This is a genomic window from Shimia sp. NS0008-38b (assembly GCF_040370365.1).
Taxonomy (GTDB): Bacteria; Pseudomonadota; Alphaproteobacteria; order Rhodobacterales; family Rhodobacteraceae; genus Shimia.
Genome location: NZ_BAABWQ010000002.1, coordinates 1,183,243 through 1,201,927 on the forward strand (window position 1 = coordinate 1,183,243; position 18,685 = coordinate 1,201,927).

15 protein-coding genes are annotated in these 18,685 nt (G+C 55.6%); 9 read left to right on the forward strand and 6 right to left on the reverse strand.

From position 1 onward, the window contains the following. Positions 1-5: 5 nt before the first annotated feature. Entirely contained in the window at positions 6-917 is a 912-nt protein-coding gene (locus tag ABWV47_RS11800; protein WP_353311949.1) for a DMT family transporter, read from the reverse strand. A 191-nt stretch (positions 918-1,108) separates the two neighbouring features. Between ABWV47_RS11800 and ABWV47_RS11805 the strand changes: the two genes are divergently transcribed. Continuing rightward, positions 1,109-1,702, forward strand: coding sequence for a 3'-5' exonuclease (locus ABWV47_RS11805; protein ID WP_353311951.1), 594 nt, complete (start codon positions 1,109-1,111; stop codon positions 1,700-1,702). A 66-nt stretch (positions 1,703-1,768) separates the two neighbouring features. On the opposite strand, the gene gyrB is transcribed toward ABWV47_RS11805, so the two are convergent. The 4 genes from gyrB to dnaA form a co-directional block, all read right to left on the reverse strand. Continuing rightward, entirely contained in the window at positions 1,769-4,189 is a 2,421-nt protein-coding gene (gene gyrB, locus ABWV47_RS11810) for a DNA topoisomerase (ATP-hydrolyzing) subunit B (protein WP_353311953.1), read from the reverse strand. A gap of 94 nt (positions 4,190-4,283) precedes the next feature. After that, the gene (gene recF, locus ABWV47_RS11815) at positions 4,284-5,390 is read right to left on the reverse strand and encodes a DNA replication/repair protein RecF (RefSeq protein ID WP_353311955.1); all 1,107 of its coding nucleotides are present in this window, start codon (positions 5,388-5,390) and stop codon (positions 4,284-4,286) included. A gap of 56 nt (positions 5,391-5,446) precedes the next feature. Beyond that, positions 5,447-6,565: a DNA polymerase III subunit beta gene (gene dnaN, locus ABWV47_RS11820; protein ID WP_353311957.1), complete on the reverse strand. Its 1,119-nt coding sequence runs from the start codon at positions 6,563-6,565 to the stop codon at positions 5,447-5,449. Between the two features lie 188 nt (positions 6,566-6,753). Continuing rightward, positions 6,754-8,121, reverse strand: a complete 1,368-nt coding sequence (dnaA, locus tag ABWV47_RS11825) for a chromosomal replication initiator protein DnaA (RefSeq protein ID WP_353311959.1) — start codon at positions 8,119-8,121, stop codon at positions 6,754-6,756. Positions 8,122-8,866: 745 nt separating this feature from the next. On the opposite strand from dnaA, the gene nth reads away from it, so the two are divergent. From nth to ABWV47_RS11865, 8 genes are all read left to right on the forward strand, one after another. After that, the gene (gene nth, locus ABWV47_RS11830) at positions 8,867-9,511 is read left to right on the forward strand and encodes an endonuclease III (RefSeq protein ID WP_353311961.1); all 645 of its coding nucleotides are present in this window, start codon (positions 8,867-8,869) and stop codon (positions 9,509-9,511) included. Next, complete coding sequence (locus tag ABWV47_RS11835) at positions 9,508-10,494, forward strand: adenosine kinase (RefSeq protein ID WP_353311963.1); 987 nt, start codon at positions 9,508-9,510, stop codon at positions 10,492-10,494. The genes nth and ABWV47_RS11835 overlap by 4 nt, the downstream gene beginning before the upstream one ends. A gap of 541 nt (positions 10,495-11,035) precedes the next feature. After that, positions 11,036-11,911 (forward strand): branched-chain amino acid ABC transporter permease, encoded by an 876-nt coding sequence (locus ABWV47_RS11840; protein WP_353311965.1) that lies wholly within the window; start codon positions 11,036-11,038, stop codon positions 11,909-11,911. A gap of 4 nt (positions 11,912-11,915) precedes the next feature. Further along, positions 11,916-13,001 carry a branched-chain amino acid ABC transporter permease gene (locus tag ABWV47_RS11845; RefSeq protein WP_353311967.1) on the forward strand — a complete coding sequence of 362 codons (1,086 nt, stop codon included), beginning with the start codon at positions 11,916-11,918 and terminating at the stop codon, positions 12,999-13,001. Then, the gene (locus tag ABWV47_RS11850) at positions 12,998-13,768 is read left to right on the forward strand and encodes an ABC transporter ATP-binding protein (RefSeq protein ID WP_353311969.1); all 771 of its coding nucleotides are present in this window, start codon (positions 12,998-13,000) and stop codon (positions 13,766-13,768) included. Before ABWV47_RS11845 ends, ABWV47_RS11850 begins: the two co-directional genes overlap by 4 nt. Further along, positions 13,768-14,541, forward strand: coding sequence for an ABC transporter ATP-binding protein (locus ABWV47_RS11855; RefSeq protein WP_353311971.1), 774 nt, complete (start codon positions 13,768-13,770; stop codon positions 14,539-14,541). Before ABWV47_RS11850 ends, ABWV47_RS11855 begins: the two co-directional genes overlap by 1 nt. A 13-nt stretch (positions 14,542-14,554) precedes the next feature. Beyond that, complete coding sequence (locus tag ABWV47_RS11860) at positions 14,555-16,447, forward strand: AMP-dependent synthetase/ligase (protein WP_353311973.1); 1,893 nt, start codon at positions 14,555-14,557, stop codon at positions 16,445-16,447. Positions 16,448-16,493: 46 nt separating this feature from the next. Next, a complete protein-coding gene (locus ABWV47_RS11865) occupies positions 16,494-17,648 on the forward strand; it encodes an ABC transporter substrate-binding protein (protein WP_353311975.1) in 1,155 nt (384 codons plus the stop codon). Between the two features lie 332 nt (positions 17,649-17,980). Here ABWV47_RS11865 and ABWV47_RS11870 read toward each other — a convergent pair whose 3' ends face one another. Beyond that, positions 17,981-18,685, reverse strand: a complete 705-nt coding sequence (locus tag ABWV47_RS11870; RefSeq protein WP_353311977.1) for a response regulator transcription factor — start codon at positions 18,683-18,685, stop codon at positions 17,981-17,983.

Consider the following 18,685-nt stretch of genomic DNA (forward strand, 5'->3'; position numbering starts at 1 on the left):
CCGTCTCAGGATTTGAGGCGGCTTTTTTCCTTTTTGGGGGGGCGTCTTGGTGCGCCCGAAAAGGCCACGATCAACGCCGCGCTGGTGATGGCGCAGATACCCCAGAGACCCAAAGCACCGGGCCAGACCGCAAAGAGGATCACATCAAAACCCAGGGCCCAAATCAGCCCGGTGTAGTCAAACGGGGCCAGGGTGCTGACAGGGGCACGGGCCACAGCTTCGTTTGACACGATGTGGCCAACACCGCCGATGAGACCTGCAAGTATCAACCAAGAGAGTGTGGCCAGATCCAGTGGTTGCCAGTTGAATGGCAAGCAGACCAAACCCACAAAAGCCGCCACAACGGCGAAGTAAAACGCGATTGTTGTGGCACTTTCGGTTTTGGTCATGGTTTTTGTGTGGACGCGGACAAAGGCCATGGTGCCCGCATAGGCCAACCCGGCAGCGACGCCGATATAGCCCAGCTCGGTTGGCACGGACAGCGCATCCCACATCAAAAGCATTGCTCCGCCAAACCCAAGACCAATCGCGACAAAGGTGATCCGGGTCAGGCGCTCCCCCAACAGGATGGCGGCCAGAGGGAGAACCAAAACTGGAGTCAAATAGGCCAGTGCCTGTGCGTTTGAAACCGACAAATAAGTCAGCGACAGGAACGACATGGCCATTGAGAACACGCCAAATAGGCTGCGGGTGACATGCAGGCCGGGGTGTTTGGTGGTGAGCGCGCGCGGGAAATCACTTTGCCAAAGCATGTAGAGCACAATGGGCAACAGGGCGACCGCCGAGCGAAAAAAGACCAGTTGCGCCAATGACGCGCTGTCAGCGGCGGCGTGTACCACTGCGGACATGGCGGTCATCAGAAACGCTGAGAACAGACGCAGCGCAATGCCGCTATGGAATGTGGAGAGCTGTGTCACGCAGGATGTATCCCAAGCGGTGAGGCAACGGTCAATATGTTTGACGTGATCGTCTCTCAGGCCGCCAAATGCCCGCGGTTTGTCTCTGTTATCTGTGGCAGTCTTCGCCTAAATTGAACACTCGACTGACGCCAAGGATCTCATGACGACAACTGCTTTCTTCAATGGCCTGCCTGCACTTGGAGGCCAAAATGTTTCTGCCTGACGCCCCTTTGCCGACCGGATTGTTCCGGTTCATCGCGCTGGATGTGGAAACCGCCAACGCCAACCGTAGCAGCATCAGCCAGATTGGTCTGGCCTGCGTGCGGATGGATGACACCATGGAGACCTTTGCGACCTTCATTGATCCGCAAGAAGCGTTTGCTCCGTTCAACACAGAGCTCACTGGGATCAGCGCATCAACGGTGCGGGGCGCGCCCACATTTTCGCAAGCCTGGCGGGTCTTGGAGCCATTGTTGTCGGGACAGTTGATTGTGCAACACAGTGGGTTTGATGAGAAGGCGATCAACGCAGCCTGTCAGGTGGCGGGGTTGCCCTCGTCGCGCCTGATTTGGGCGGACAGTGTGAAGATTGCGCGCAAAGCTTGGCCGGAATTTAAGGGCAATGGCGGGCATGGGTTGGCGCATCTCAAATCGGCGCTGGGGCTTGAGTTTCACCACCATGATGCAGGCGAAGATGCCCGGGCCGCAGCCGAAGTGGTTGTGAAGGCGGAGGCACGTCTGGCCAAAACCGTGGAGGCCATCACTGGCCGCACGGCACATTTGCAGATGACGTTTGATTTTTGAGAGCTGCCAGCAAAAAGCCCGGCCAAAACGGACCGGGCTTTTGAGGTCTTCAATTCGGTGTTGTCCCTAGAAGTCGAGATTTTCCACGCTGAGCGCGTTTTTCTGAATAAAGTCGCGACGCGGTTCGACAACATCCCCCATGAGCTTGGTGAAGAGATCATCGGCGCCGGCCATGTCTTCGACCTTCACCTGCAAAAGCGTGCGGGCATCTGGGTCCAAGGTGGTTTCCCAAAGCTGATCTGGGTTCATTTCGCCCAAACCTTTGTAGCGCTGAAGTGACAGCCCCTTTTCGCCTTCTGACAGGATGGCGGTCAACAGATCGAGCGGGCCATGGATGAGCTGCGTGCGGTCTTTGCGGATCAAGGTGGCGGTCTCGCCGTAGACCTCTTGCAGGCTCTCGGTAAAGCTGCCTGATTTGCGCGCTTCGCCAGAGCGCAGCATGGGGCCATCCAATGTGCGCACTTCCTCAACACCGCGCAGAATACGCGCCAAACGAATGCCGTGGTCTTGCGTGATGCGACCGGCCCAGCCTTGCTCATATTCTAGCGCAATCAGGTTCAGGCGCGCCGCAACCTTGTCGGCCACGCCTTGCAGGTCGCTGTCCACTGCGCCGGGCACAAAGGCACCGGCAATGGCGGCTTGTTCCAGAATGTGGCGCGGGTAATGGGTCGGGAAGGCGTCCAGAACCTGCTTCAGCTGGCGTGCTTCGTTCACAACACGCGCCAGATCCTGACCGGTCATTTCCATGCCGTTGCCCAGTTTCAGCACCGCGCCATCGATGCCCTGATTGATCAGGTAATCATCCAGAGCCGCCTGATCCTTCAGATAGACCTCAGACTTGCCGCGCGCCACTTTGTACAGTGGTGGCTGTGCAATATAGAGGTGCCCCATTTCGATCAGTTCAGGCATCTGACGATAGAAGAATGTCAACAGCAGGGTACGGATGTGGGCGCCATCGACGTCCGCATCAGTCATGATCACCACTTTGTGGTAGCGCAACTTGTCGAGGTTGAACTCGTCGCGGCCAATGCCGGTGCCAAGCGCCATCACAAGGTTGCCGATCTCTTGGGAGCCCAGCATCCGGTCGAAACGGGCACGCTCCACGTTCAGGATTTTACCACGCAGGGGCAAAATGGCCTGTGTCATCCGGTTGCGCCCTGTCTGAGCGGATCCTCCAGCGGAATCCCCCTCCACCAAGAAGACTTCGGTTTTGGACGGGTCTTTCTCGGCACAGTCTTTGAGTTTGCCTGCCAAGAAATTCACATCCATCGCGGTTTTGCGGCGGGTCAATTCACGTGCTTTGCGCGCTGCTTCGCGCGCATGAGCGGCTTCGAGAATCTTGGAGACAATCATTTTGGCGGTCTGTGGGTTCTCGCCAAACCACTCGGTCAGTTTTTCGTTCATCAGGCTTTCGACCGCCGGACGCACCTCTGAACTCACCAGCTTGTCTTTGGTCTGAGAGGAGAACTTTGGATCGGGCACTTTCACCGAAAGCACACAGGTCAAACCCTCGCGCGCATCATCCCCGGTGAAGGTGATCTTCTCCTTTTTGGCAACACCACTCTCCTGTGCGTATTTCTGCAACGCACGGGTCAGCGCACCCCGGAAACCAGCAATATGTGTGCCGCCGTCGCGCTGTGGGATGTTGTTGGTAAATGGCAGCACATTTTCGTGGTAACTGTCGTTCCACCACATGCCAACCTCGACCCCGATGTCATCTTTTTCGCCTTTCACATAGATCGGCGCCTCCATCAGAGGGGTCTTATGACGGTCGATGTATTTCACAAATTCGTTCACACCACCGTCGTAGAAAAGCTCGGTGCGCAAGGCCTCTGCGGGGCGCTCATCCTCAAGAATAATGCGCACGCCAGAGTTCAGGAAGGCAAGCTCACGCAGGCGTTTTTCCAGTGTCTCAAACGAGTATTCGAGATTGGAAAACGTCTCGGTGGAGGCCATGAACCGCACCTCGGTGCCGGTCTCATCTTCGGGGCACTCTTGCACCACACGCAAATGCTCGGTGCAATCGCCGTGCTCAAACTTGGCATAGTGCTCTTTGCCGTTGCGCCAGATTCGCAGCTCCAGCCAGACAGACAGGGCGTTCACAACCGACACACCCACACCATGCAGACCGCCGGACACTTTGTAGGAGTTGCTGTCAAACTTGCCGCCGGCATGCAGTTGGGTCATGATGACCTCGGCCGCAGACACGCCCTCTTCGGGGTGAATATCGACCGGAATACCGCGGCCGTTGTCAAAAACAGACACGGAACTGTCGGCGTGAATTTTCACGCGCACGTGGTCGGCGTGGTTGGCCAGGGCCTCGTCAATACCGTTGTCTACGACCTCGTACACCATATGATGCAGACCAGACCCGTCATCGGTGTCACCGATGTACATGCCCGGACGTTTCCGGACCGCTTCTAAGCCTTTGAGAACTTTAATGGAATCCGCGCCATATTGCTCGGTGTTCTGCGCGTTGTCAGACATTCATGTCGCCCTTTTTCATTTCCGAATTTTATATCGGGTTTGGCCGGGGATGTCACGCAAATGAGGCGGATTTTTGCGATTGAAGAAAAGGGGCTTAGCCCCGCGCCGACAGCGCGGAAATGCCGCTTTCCTCGGTCACTTCGACATATTGCGCGCGCGTGCCAATGGCATCAAACAGGCTGGCCTCAGTGCCAGTCATCCAAGCTTGCGCCCCAAGCGCACAAATCTCATCATAAAGCGCGGCGCGGCGGTCTGGATCAAGATGTGCGGCAACCTCATCCAGCAGCAGGATCGGCGCCGCTCCCAGATCCTCTTTGAGCGCGCGCGCATTGGCGAGGATCAAAGACACCAACAGCGCCTTTTGCTCGCCGGTGGAGCAGTCTTTGGCCGGGATGCCTTTGGCGCGAAAGGTGCCAATCATATCGGTGCGATGTGGGCCCACAAGGCTGCGCCCGGCGGCAATATCGCGAAACCGGCTCTCGGCCAAAGCTTCGAGCAGGTCACTCTCGGTATTTGGCATGCTGCCTTCCGTTTGCATCAGCTCCAGTTCCGCCACGGGAAAGGCGGTTTCGGCGGCAGCCTGCGCATCCAAAAGTCGTTCGACAGTGGTTTCGCGCGCCTTGTGAATGCGCGCTCCGTGCTCCGCCATCTGCCGCTCCAGCGCGCCATACCAATGGCTGTCGCTGATCTGCTCCTTGAGCAAGCGATTGCGCTCGCGCATGGCCTTTTCATAGGTCAGAGATGCCTCAGCATGTTCGGGATAAAAGCTCAGCGTCATGCGATCCAGAAATCGCCGCCGTCCTTCGGCACCTTCAATCCACAGCCGATCCATTGCCGGGACCAACCACAACACCCGGGCCAAACGCCCAAGCTGCACCTGTGCCGCCGCCTTGCTGTCGATGTGCACTTGACGCGCAGCCCCCGCCTCAGAGCGGATGTCGATTTCATAGGCCGTCTGCCCGGAGTGCAGCAGGCCCGACAGTTTCCATCCAATCGCTTCAGGGCGACGTGTCATATCTTCTGCACTGGCGCGGCGAATTCCACGGCCGGGCGAGAACAACGACACAGCTTCAAGGACATTGGTCTTGCCCGCGCCATTGGGTCCAAACAAGGCAACAGGGCGCCCATCACATGTCAGCGATCCCCGTATGTGGGACCTGAAATGTGACAAGCTCAAAGACTCTAGAAACAGCTCAGACATGCGCCCGTCTTCTTACTGGGCAAAATACCTGCGCCGCAGGCATCGGCGACAGCCGATCAGACCCGCATCGGCATGACAACATACACAGCACTGGTGTCGCTGCCTTCGCGCATCAATGTCGGGTCACCTGCAGAGTTGAACATAAACACCGCGTTTTCGCGGTCCACCTGACTGGCGATCTCCAGCAGATATTTGGCGTTAAAGCCAATCTCAAGACGCTCGTCATTATATGCCACAACCACTTCTTCTTCGGCGGCACCGCTATCGGGGGAATTCACTGACAAGACCAAGCGGTCTTCATCCAGCTGCAGCTTTACAGCGCGCGAGCGTTCTGATGACACTGTGGCCACACGGTCCACCGCTTTGGCGAATTCTGCGGCGTCCACTTCCAGCTTGCGGGTGTTGCCTTGTGGAATAACACGTGTGTAGTCAGGGAAGGTGCCGTCGATCACTTTGGAGGTCAGTGTGATGTCTGGGGTCGCAAAGCGCACTTTGGTCTCACTCACCGAAACGGCGATTTCCATCTCATCATCATCCAGAAGCTTGCGCAGCTCGCCCACGGTCTTACGGGGGACAATCACGCCGGGCATATCTGCGGCGCCCTCTGGCAGGTCGGTGTCAATGCGCGCCAAACGGTGCCCATCGGTGGCCACCGCACGCAGAACTTTGCCGTCCTCTCCATCTGACACATGCAGATAGACGCCATTCAGATAGTAGCGGGTTTCCTCAGTGGAGATCGCAAACTTGGACTTGTCAAACAGCCGGCGCAAGGCCGGGGCCGGAGCTGCGAAATTTGACGAGTATTCGGAGGAGGCCATCACCGGAAAGTCTTCGCGTGGCAGGGTGGCCAGCGAGAAGTTTGAGCGGCCCGCTTCGACGGTCAAACGCCCTGCGGTGCTGTCGTCTGTCAATGTGACCAGCGCACCATCTGGCAGCTTTCGCACAATCTCATGTAGTGTTGTGGCGGCCACGGTGGTGGCTCCGGCACGCTCGACCATGGCGTTGGCCTTATCGACGACTTCAATGTCGAGGTCTGTGGCTCGAAACTGAACCGTGTCACCTTCGGCTTCAATCAGCACATTGGCGAGGATTGGAATGGTGTTGCGGCGTTCCACAACGGATTGCGCTTGGCTGACCGCTTTGAGCAGCACGGCGCGTTCGATACTGATTTTCATCCCATCACCCTCCGATAGCCGGGACAGCCACGTTAGCCATTCGCCGCACCAGCACAAGTCTTTTCATAGGTTTGTCGATTACTTCGCAAGGAGCGTCAAGCGCCAAGCGCCCAATTGAAAACACCGCATCCGTGCGACGCGGCGTTTTGGTCACGATTTTTGCGATTTTGCCCCGTGCCTTACCTGTTTTAGGCTTCAAGCGCGCGGCGCAGCATCTCCAGATCTTCTGCAATCTGACCATCAGAGCTGCGCAGTTCTTCAATGCGTCTCACGCCATGCATCACCGTGGTGTGGTCCCGTCCACCAAAGCGGCGGCCAATCTCGGGCAGGCTGCGCGAGGTCAGCTGTTTGCAGAGATACATCGCCACCTGACGTGGACGTGCAAAAGTGCGCACACGTTTTGGGCCGATCATGTCAGACAAGCGAATGTTGTAGTGCTCTGCGACTTTGCGCTGAATTTCTTCAACTGAAATCTTACGCTCAGATGCGCGCAGAACGTCCGACAGGCAATCCTGTGTCAGTTCCATAGTGATTTCGCGTCCGACCAATGATGCGAAGGCAAACAGGCGGGTCAGCGCCCCTTCAAGCACACGCACGTTGGTGGAAATGCGATGTGCAAGGAACTCCAGAACGCCGTCAGCGAGCTGTAGCTCCGGGTACTGTTGACGATAGGTGTCCACTTTGTTCTGCAAGATACCCAGACGCAGTTCATAGTCGGTTGGGTGCAGATCCACGACCAGACCACATTGCAAGCGGCTTTTGATGCGGTCTTCCAAGTCTTTGATTTCACCGGGCGCGCGATCCGCGGAAATGATGATTTGTTTGTTCTGATCGACCAGTGCGTTGAAGGTGTGAAAGAACTCCTCCTGCGTGCTGTCTTTGCCTGCGATGAACTGTACATCGTCGACCATCAGCACGTCGACAGAACGGAACAATTCCTTGAAGTCCATCATCTTACGGTCTCGCAGAGCTTGAACAAACCGATACATAAACTGTTCAGCGGAAAGGTAGAGCACATTCAGGTCAGGGCGTTGGGCCTGAAGCTCCCAAGCGATGGCGTGCATGAGGTGGGTTTTGCCCAAGCCCACGCCACCATACAAGAACAGTGGATTAAACGTCACTGGCCCGCCTTCGGCCACACGACGCGCGGCGGCATTTGCCAGTTCGTTGGGTTTGCCGACGACAAAGCTGTCAAAGGTGAAACGCGCATCCAACGGCGCACCGGTCATTTCGGTCTCGGTTGCCGAGGCGGTGTTGTCTTGACGCACAGGGGTCTGTGGTGCGGCAGCGGGTGTTGGTGCTGCGCGGTGTGGGGTCGAAGCAACTTTGAATTGCACTCTCTGAACTGAGGCGCCAGCCTGATTAAACTGATGCATGATCAGGTCGCCGTAGTTCTGTGAAACGTAGTTTCCAATAAAGTTGGTCGGCACGTGAAACGTCGCGACGCCACCTTTCAAATCAGAAAAATCGACGGGCTCTATCCAGGTCTTAAAATTGTTCTGGCCCACCGTCTTCAAAATATCTTGCCGAATGTCGCCCCATTTTTCGTCGGTCATTTGTCCCCGTATTCCTTCAAACGTCTAGTCTTGCCGAGCTAAGCCCGGTCGATAATTTGTCCCATAGTCACATCACCAAAGGGGTCGATCCGCTACAAATTCCGCAAAACTCAACTGGTCCGGGGGTCCCTTTTCCCCGGTTGAGTGTATTAGAATGCGCAAGCGCAGATATGTTGGAACAGGTAAACACTCAGACAACCACAAGGCCACATCGTTGTGCAGCCAATGCAGTCGCCTCTTATGGCCTAGCCATAGTGTGTCGGCGTCTGTCCCCCCCAAGGCGAAGTGAATCGCTCACAGAACCTAGCAATTTGGCGCTCAAACGAGCAACTGAACTTCGATCTTGACTCAGGCATTTACAAAAAAGAATCTATCCACAGGGCGTTAAGTGATTGTAAATAATATTAAAAGACATCATTTTGGAACGCTTCTAGATGTAGGAGTTGAGGCGGTTGTCGTTCCGATGCCAGCAGCCGCTTTCATCAATGCGGCGGTGCAAAATCAAGGATTTTTGCAGTGATTTAGGGGCACTGGCAGTTCTGCGGTGTTGCAGCGCTGTCACACGGCAATTCTGCCCGCTGCAGTGCAGAAAAAGGAATCGCTGAGAATCGAGGCGCTTGCCAATGCATTCATCTTCTACGGGCAGTTGGCCGATTGCACACAGGCATGAGGGTGCAAAAGGTGCGGTGAATTCTTCTGCGTAACGGGCTTGTCTCGCACCCGTCCCCGGTGCAAAACGACATGGATGGCAAAGCAACTTGATTACCACACCATCCGGGAGATCTTTTCCCGGTTTGAGGCAGCAGAAGCCGAACCGAAAGGGGAACTGGACCACGTCAATGTGTACACATTGGTGGTGGCGGTTGCGCTGTCGGCGCAGGCAACAGATGTGGGCGTGAACCGTGCCACCAACGCGCTCTTCAAAGTGGCGGACACGCCGCAAAAAATGCTCGATCTGGGCGAAGAGCAGTTGATTGAACACATCAAAACGATTGGCCTGTATCGCAACAAAGCCAAAAACGTGATCAAGCTCAGCCGCATTTTGGTCGAAGACTATCAAGGTGAGGTGCCCAATTCCCGTGCGGCTCTGGAGAGCCTGCCTGGGGTGGGGCGCAAGACCGCCAATGTGGTGCTCAACATGTGGTGGCGGTATCCGGCCCAAGCCGTAGACACGCATATCTATCGGTTTGGCAACCGCTCTGGTGTGTGTCCGGGCAAAGACGTCGTTGCCGTGGAACGCGCCATCGAAGACCATATTCCCGTGGATTTCCAACTCCACGCCCATCATTGGATGATCCTGCACGGACGTTATGTCTGTAAGGCGCGCAAACCTATGTGCGGCAACTGCCTCATCCGCGATCTCTGTCAGTTTGAGGACAAAAATTTATGAAACAATATCAGGTTGTTGGCATAGGCAATGCAGTTGTTGACGTTATCAGCCAGTCTGATGACAGTTTTCTGGACCTTATGGGCATTCAGAAGGGCATCATGCAGCTGGTGGAAAAAGAGCGTGGTGAAATGCTCTATGGTGCGATGACAAATCGAACTCAAGCGCCAGGCGGCTCTGTGGCCAACACCCTTGCAGGGCTCGGTGCGCTTGGCCTGTCCACAGGGTTTATTGGACGGGTCAGCGACGATGCATTGGGGCAATTCTACGCCAATGAAATGCAGTCAGACGGCACCGATTTTGTGAACCCACTTGTCGCAGATGGCGCGTTGCCGACATCGCGGTCGATGATTTTTGTCTCTCCGGATGGGGAGCGTTCGATGAACACTTATCTGGGCGTGTCGTCCGAAGTGGGTCCTGAAGATGTGTCAGATGATGTTGCCGGTAACGCGCAACTCTTGTTTTTGGAAGGCTACCTCTACGATAAGCCCAAAGGCAAAGAGGCCTTTGAGTGCGCTGCGAAACTGTGCCGTGATGGCGGCGGGATGGCGGGGATTGCCCTGTCTGATCCCTTCTGTGTGGAGCGCCATAGAGATGATTTCCGTCGGCTGGTCAAAGAGCTCGATTTTGTGATCGGCAATGAGCACGAATGGGCGTCTCTCTACGAAACCGATCTGAGCAGCGCACTGGAGCAGGCCTCTCAGGATTCGGGCATGGTGGTCTGCACACGCTCTGGCCAAGATGTGGTTCTGCTGCGCGGTCAGGAGCAAGCCGTCGTTCCGGTGAAAGAGATCGTGCCGGTTGATGCCACCGGGGCGGGCGACCAGTTTGCGTGTGGATTTTTGTATGGTGTGGCCACGGGCCAATCGCTTGAAGTGTCTGGTCGTATGGGCTGTATCGCGGCCGCAGAAGTGATCAGCCACTACGGGGCACGTCCAGAGGCGAACATCAAAGAACTGTTCCGCCAAGAAGGTCTCTTGGGCTAACGCTCGATCGCCAAATGGTTTGCCGGTGGCGTCTGTTGGATGCCTCCGGCGGGGATACTTGGCCCAAAACACAACAGGCCGGCGCAAAACGCGCCCCGCAGATGCGCCGGTCGACGTTGCGCGAAGCTGCGCGGTCAGCGGGGCTGCTTTGCTGGCCACAGCCCTTGGCCTCCCAGCTTGTACCGTGAAATCTAAACAGCAACATTCGACCAAAACCTCCTGAATGCCCTTCCGGTGCTTTAAGCTTTCTGGGGTGTATTCTCTGGGGACAACGAAGGCCTTGGTCCCTTTTTTCATTTATTTGAAGCGGCCTACTCCGCCTTTAATGTTCGAAATCCCACTGTAACTGAGCCCATCCGTTTTGCGGCGGCGCAGCATCACATTGGCGTTGAAGGCTTTTACATACGGTTCCGTATGGATTTGCAAAGGTGACGTAACGGAGGTTTGTGCGCTTAGAGGCAGGCGAGACTTGACGCATTAGCAATTGCTCCGAACACTGATCTTACCGGAGAACGGGAGAATTCCGGTACGGGAGGTTAGATTGGAAGTTGTGCAACTGCTCGTCAGCGGGCTTGCGAATGGCTGTGTATACGGCCTGATCGCGCTTGGCTTTGTGCTGATCTACAAAGCGACCGAACAAGTGAACTTCGCCCAAGGCGATTTTATGATGCTGGGCGCCTTTGTGTGTTTGGGGCTTACAAACGCGCACTACATCGGGCTGCCGTTTTGGATCGCTGCGCCACTGGCCATCGCCATCATGGCGGCGCTGGGGTACTTGCTGGATTTCTTCATCCTGCGACGTTTGTTTGGGCAAAGCCAAACTGCGGTGGTGATTTTGACCATCGCTTTGGGCTTTGTCATCCGCTTTGTCGCTGGCGCGATCTGGAGCCACGAGCCTCAGACTTTGGAAAGTCCGCTGGCGATTGGGGATTTTAATGTCGGCGGCGTGGTGTTGGGAATGGCAGACGTGGCGGTGATCGTGGTGACGGTGCTGCTGACCTTCTTCCTGTATCAGTTTTTTCAGAGAACCAAATTGGGCTTGGCCATGCAGGCCGCAAGCCAGAACCAAATGGCTGCGTATTTCATGGGAATCCCCGTGAAACAGGTGCAAGGAATGATTTGGGGATTGTCCGGCGCGGTGGCCGCGGTGGCCGGCATCTTGTTTGCCTCCAAAGGTGCAATTGATCCCAATGCCGGGCTGCTTGGCATCAAAGCGTTTGCTGCTGCCGTGATTGGCGGGTTTGGATCGCTGCCCGGTGCGCTGATGGGGGGGCTGATCGTGGGGGTGATCGAACCCTTTGCCTCTCGTTACTTCCCCGCTGGTTATAGCCAGATCGCACCGTACACGCTCTTGTTGTTGGTGCTGGTGTTCCGTCCTCACGGCCTGTTTTCACAGGTCCGGATCAAGAAGGTCTGATGTCATGCGCATTCATTTCAAAACCTCCTATGACCATGACATCCGGCTGTTTCCCGACCGGTGGAGTTTTCTTGTTTACGCCGCACTCATTGTGGTGGCTGTTCTGTTGCCGTGGCTGATGGATGATTTCTTCCTGGGGGAAGTGACCAATGTTTTGATCTGGGCCATCGCGGGCTTGGGTTTGATGATGCTGACCGGTCAAACCGGACAAGCGAGCCTTGGCCATGCGGCCTTTCTTGCTTTGGGCTGCTACTCTTGCATCATCTTCATGGAGCAAGGACTGCCGTTTCTTGTGGCCTTCCCTTTGGCGGGCATTCTGACCGGGGTTGTGGGCACAATTATTGCGATTCCGGCAATTCGCCTTCATGGCATTTATCTCGCGATTGCAACAATTGCGCTGTCAGTTTTGGCGGACGATATCATCGTGCTGATGGAGCCGATCACCGATGGTGTGTCCGGAAAATTTGCCCCGATGATCACCATCTTTGGAATCGAAATAGAACGTTGGACCACACCTGACAGATTTTATTGGCTGGTTCTGGCGATCACCATCCTGTGCACGCTGGCCTATCGCAATGTTCTACGCTCTCCGTTAGGTCGGGCCTTTGCGGCGGTGCGAGACAGCGAAGTCTCAGCAACGGCAATGGGCGTGCACATCGCGCGCACCAAAGCGGCAGCGTTTGGAATTTCCTGCGCCATCACCGGTTTGGCGGGCGCGCTTATGGGGTTTTACGCCGGGGCTTTCAACAACGAGACGTTTTCGCTCGTGATTTCTATCACCTTGCTGATGATGATTGTGATTGGCGGGCTGGGGTCGATCCATGGGGCGTTTTTCGGGGCGGTTGTCGTGGCCTTCCTGCCGCAGTTCTTGTCGATGGCGAAAGATGTTGTTGGTGGCGGATCGGTGGCCATTCCGGGACTGGAAACCGGGGTGTTTGGTATGATCCTGATCCTGTTCATTCTGTTTGAACCGATGGGGATCTATGGCCGATGGATGAAGATCCGCGTGTGGTTTGAGCTGTTCCCCTTTGCGCGCAAAGACATGTTCAAGCGTCAGAAGAGCTATCTGAAGACGGAGCGTTTGCGATGAGCACGTTGCTGAACATCAACAATGCGACGCTTAAATTTGGTGGCGTTGTGGCTGTAAACGACCTGACTTTCAGCGTTAAGGAGGGGGAAGTTTACGCCATCGTTGGTCCCAATGGAGCCGGGAAATCCACAGTCTTCAATTTAATCTCTCGGTTCTACGACCCCGATGCCGGGTCGATAACCTTCGATGGCACCAACCTTCTGGATCGCACAGCAGATTCCGTCGCGGATCTTGGCATTGCCCGCACGTTTCAGAATATCGAGCTTTTTGATCATGCCACGGTGTTGCAAAACCTCTTAGTGGGGCGGCATCGGCATCGCACCACCAATCTGGTGCAGGAGATGCTGTTTACTTCCAAGGTGCGCCGCGAAGAAAAACGCCACCGCGAAGCGGTTGAGGAAGTCATCGATTTTCTGGACCTGCAGCCCTATCGCGACAAAATGATTGCCGGACTTCCCTATGGTGTGCGCAAAGTTGTTGAGTTGGGGCGCGCTTTGGCGTCCGGGCCACGCCTGTTGCTGTTGGATGAACCCGCATCTGGGCTGTCGGTGGAAGAAACCCAGGACATGCGCTGGTGGATTGACGACATTCGCAAACAGATGGGCATCACCGTTTTGATGGTGGAGCACGACATGGGATTGGTGTCCGGCGTGTCAGACCGCGTGCTTGCACTGGCTGACGGTGCCAAATTGGCCGAAGGCACCCCGCAACAAGTGCAGTCAAACCCCGCAGTGATTGAAGCCTACTTAGGTGCGGGGGCGGCATGATGAGCGAACCCGTGTTGGATATCCAAAACATCGAGAGTTTCTATGGTCCGATCATGGCCATTCGAGGCGTGTCGTTACAGGTGCAGAAAGGTCAGGTGGTGACCGTCCTGGGCGCAAATGGTGCCGGCAAATCGACGTTGCTTAAAACCATCTCGGGGATCATGGATCCAGAGAAGGGGCAGGTGGTGTTTGAGGGCCGTGAAATCCAAGGTATGGAGCCCCACCGCGTGGTGCAAAGCGGCATTGTGCACGTTCCAGAGGGCCGCGAGGTCTTCCCGCTTTTGACGGTGGATGAAAACCTTTCGCTTGGGGCCTATACGCGTTCTGATAAAGCCGAAATCGAAAAAGACCGAGAGATGGTTTTTGACTATTTTCCGATTTTGGCCGAGCGCCGCCATCAAGAGGCGGGCACCTTGTCTGGTGGTCAGCAGCAGATGCTTGCGATTGGACGCGGGCTGATGTTGCGGCCTAAGATCATGCTTTTGGATGAACCGTCACTGGGACTGTCGCCTTTGTTGGTTCAGGAGATTTTCGCCATCCTCAAACGTCTCAACAAAGACGAAGGCGTGACCATGATGTTGGTGGAGCAAAACGCCAAGGTGGCGCTGGAGCTGGCGGATGTTGGTTATGTCATGGAAGTGGGTCGCATCGTGATGGACGACACCGCCGAGCGGTTGAAGGAGAGCGAAGATATCAAAGCGTTCTATCTCGGCCATCAGGAAGACGGCGCGCGCGGTGAGCGGCGTTGGAAACGCAAAAAGACGTGGCGTTGAGGGAGGCGTAGGCATGAACATTTACGATAGCTCGCAGCCGCCCAAGCAAGTTCAGATCAACGGTGTGGTTGTGTCCGAGACACCCGGAGAGAGACCCGCATTGGTCGATGGCTGTGACACCGTTGTCGGCCTGTTTCAAAAACGCTGCGAACAGCTGGGTGAGCACACCGCGCACCGCGAGAAAGACCTCGGTATTTGGCAAAGTTATTCGTGGCGGGACTATTGGACACACGCAAAATGGATTGGCCTTGGCTTGCGCGCTTTGGGATTGAAACGCGGCGAGGTCGTCTCAATTCTGTCTGAAGATCGCAAAGAATGGCTTTATGCCGACATGGGCATTCAATGTGTGGGTGGGATTGCAAGCGGTGTTTATACAACCGACAGCGCCCGCCAATTGGAATACCTTTTGCGCGACAGCGGCAGTCGGTTTTTGTTCGTTGAAAACGATGAGCAGCTCGACAAGTTTCTGGAGATCGAAGCCCAGGCTGGACATGTGGAAAAGGTGATCATTCTGGATCAGGATGGGTTGCACGACCTGCGGCATGAGAAATGTGTGTTCATCGATGATCTATATGACACGGGGCGGGCGTTTGAAGCGGAACACCCCGGGTTGTTTGAGGCGGAAATCAAAAAGTCGCAACCCGAAGACACAGGCTTGTTGATCTACACGTCTGGCACCACCGGCATGCCAAAAGGCGCGATGCTCAGTCAGGAGAATGTGATCTCCGCTTGTGTGTCTGGTGCCCATGCCCTGCCAACCCAAGACACAGACGAACAGCTTTGTTTTTTGCCGCTCTGTCATATTTTGGAGCGCAACGTGTCGGTTTATTTTCCGATCGCCGGAAAGGCGACGGTCAACTTCGCCGAAAGCACTGAGACCGTGTTTGACAACCTCCAAGAGGTGTCCCCTGCGCATTTCACCGCTGTTCCGCGCGTGTGGGAGAAAATCTATTCCCGTGTGTTGCTGCTGGCGCAAGAAGCGACACCGATTGGTCGAATTGCCTTTGGCTTGGCGGTGAAAGCGGGGCTGAAGCGCGCTGACTATCTGCTTGAAGGCCAACCCGTGCCGGTTGTGACACAGGTCACTTATATGGTTTGGGATTTTTTGGTTTTGCGCAATCTGCGCCGGATGCTGGGCATGGACAAAATGCGCCGGGGTGGCACGGGGGCTGCGCCCATATCACCGGAACTGATCCGCTGGTATTGGGCGATCGGTGTGCAACTGCTTGAAGGCTATGGCATGACCGAGAACGCTGGTCTGGCATCGATCAATGTGCTGGATTCCAACAAAATTGGGACCGTGGGCAAAGCGGTTCCCGGCTTTGACATCCGGATTGCTGATGACGGCGAAATTCAGACCAATGGGTTGAACAATTTCCAAGGATATTGGCGCAACAACGAGAAGACCGCAGAAACATTTACGGACGACGGGTGGTTGCGCACGGGTGACGTTGGTGAGCTGGACGACGATGGGTTTCTGACCATCACCGGGCGGCTGAAAGACATCATCATCACCGCAGGCGGCAAGAACATCACCCCGGCGGAAATCGAAAGCAGACTTAAGTTCAGCCATTACGTTTCTGACGCTGTGGTGATCGGAGATGGCCGCAAATATCTGAGCTGCCTGATCATGATTGATCAGGAAAATGTCGAGAAATATGCACAGGAGCGCAAGGTGCCGTTTTCCGATTTCGCCTCTCTTTGCGCGGCGCCGGACGTGGTAGACCTGATCCAAGCAGAAGTTGAGGAGGTGAACAGAGCCTTCGCACGGGTGGAACAGATCAAAGATTTCCGCCTTATCAATGTGTTGCTCACTGCTGAGGATGAGGAACTAACAGCCACTATGAAACTCAGGCGCAGTTTTGTTGAAAGGAAACACGCGGCTCTGATTGAGGACATGTACTAAGCTCTATTTCACGTGGCTGGAGACCACATTTAAACCGGAGGAAATCATGAGACATTTGATGACTGCATTGGCGACTGGCGCGGCGGCGCTCGCGTCCCATGCCTGGGCTGACACACAAGGCGTGAGCGATGGTGAGGTGGTGATCGGATCGGTCAACGACCTGTCTGGTATTTTCGCAGCGGTCGGCGTTCCGGCTGTCAACGGCGCCAATATGCGCTTTGAAGAAGCCAATGCAGAAGGGGGCGTGCATGGGCGGCAGATCCGGTTTGTTGTGGAGGACAACGGGTACCAGATTCCGCGTGCGATGCAGGGCTACAACAAGCTTTTGAATCGCGACAAGGTCTTTGCCATGTTGTTAAGTCTTGGCACGCCGATGAATGTGGCTGGGTTTAAGCTGCTTGATCCCAAAGGTATTCCAAACGTAGGTCCGCTTTCGGCTGCGCGTCAGATGTTGCAAGAGCCCATCGACAATAAGTTCATCGGCTTCTCGAGCTACTATGATCAGGTGCAAGTCGGGGCCAAATACTTGGCTGAGGAATTTGGCGCACAAGAGATCTGCACCATGTATATTCCGTCGGATTTCGGTAAGGAGATTGCGGAATCCACGGCTGACGTCGCTGAGGCGATGGGCCTGACCATGGGCAGTGAAACCACACACAAACCTGATGAATTGGATTTTGTCGGCTCGCTTGGCAAACATAAAGCGGCAGGATGTGACATCATCACCATGGCGCTGGGCGTGCGTCAGGGAATTACGGTTGTCGGCACCGCCAAGAAACTTGGATGGACCGATGTTAAGTTTCTCAACACATCCGCAGGGTTCCTTGAACCGGTGGCCATGGTGCCCGGTGGCGTAACCGACGGGCTTTATGCGGCATCAGGCTGGCAGGATTTGTACGAGCGTGCCGGTGATCCCGTTCCCGGGAAATTTATCGCTGACTACAACGCGAAGTTTGATCAGCCAGCCTCTGGATTTGCGATGCTTGGCTACTCTGCAGCGGACACATTGGTGCGTGCGTTGGAAGCGGCGGGCCCGGATTTGACACATGAAAGCTTCATCACGGCGATGGAGACACTGGACTATCTCGATGAGTTGTCCGGTTCACAGATCACCTATGGGCCAGAGGATCATCGAGGGGCCGATGAGATCGTGATCTCGGTTGTGAAAGATGGCGGTTGGAAAACCGTAACGAAGCAGTAGTGACATATCACAAAGCTATGAGATGGCGCGCCTTTGGGGGCGCCTTTTCTCGTTTCCGAACTCTCTGCTTCGCAAAAAATTCCCCGCAGCCGATGGTCTGGTCTGCGGGGAAGGCGGGAGTGAACCTATTCTTGTGAAGTCCCCATGTACGCCGCGCGTCGTGGTAAAACGCATTGCGACCGTCCCGTCAGCGATTTGCCATCCGCGCTCTGGGTGTGATGCCCTCGTCACCCGGCGCTGTCTGGCCGCCTACTCTCACTAGCCTACCTTATTTTGCGGGGCTTGGCTACATATTGTGTGGGTTTGGTGTCATCTGCACAAATGCAGTGATTTTATTTCCAGCTGACATCGCCCAGAAAGATGTAGCCTGCGCCATAGATGGTTTTGATAAGACGGGGATTTTTGGGATCTTCTTTGAGTTTGGTCCGCAGCCGTGAAATGCGCACATCCATCGCCCGATCGAAGCTTTCACCCGCTGCACCACCCAGAGATTCCTGCATTTGCCCCCGGCTGATCAAACGTTTGGGGCTTTCCAAAAACAGACGTAGTACCTCACCCTCTGCATGACTGAAGGTGGTCACTGTGCCATTTTCGTCTTCCAGAACATACCGATCAAAATAGGCTGTCCACCCATTGAATACCGCTGTGTTGGCGGCCACTGGGGCGGCGGTTTTTTCTTTCCGCAATCGCGCTCGCACCCGCGCGACAACCTCGGTGGGGTCGAAGGGTTTGATAATGTAGTCATCGGCACCAAGCTCCAGACCGGTGATGCGGTCCTGTACCTGTGCACGGCCTGATATGATGATGACCGCAGCGCCGAGCTCTAGCGCCAGCCGGTGTACCAGCGTCAACCCGTCTTTGTCTGGCAATCCCAGATCCACAAGACACACATCCGGCGTTGTGGACTTCAACGCCGCTTCAAATTCCGTGGCACGTGAAAACGCCATGGTGCGAAACCCAGCGTCTTCCAACGCGTCCGCAAGGATCATACGGATTTCCGGTTCATCGTCCAAGATGGTGACAAGCGGGGCGGTCAT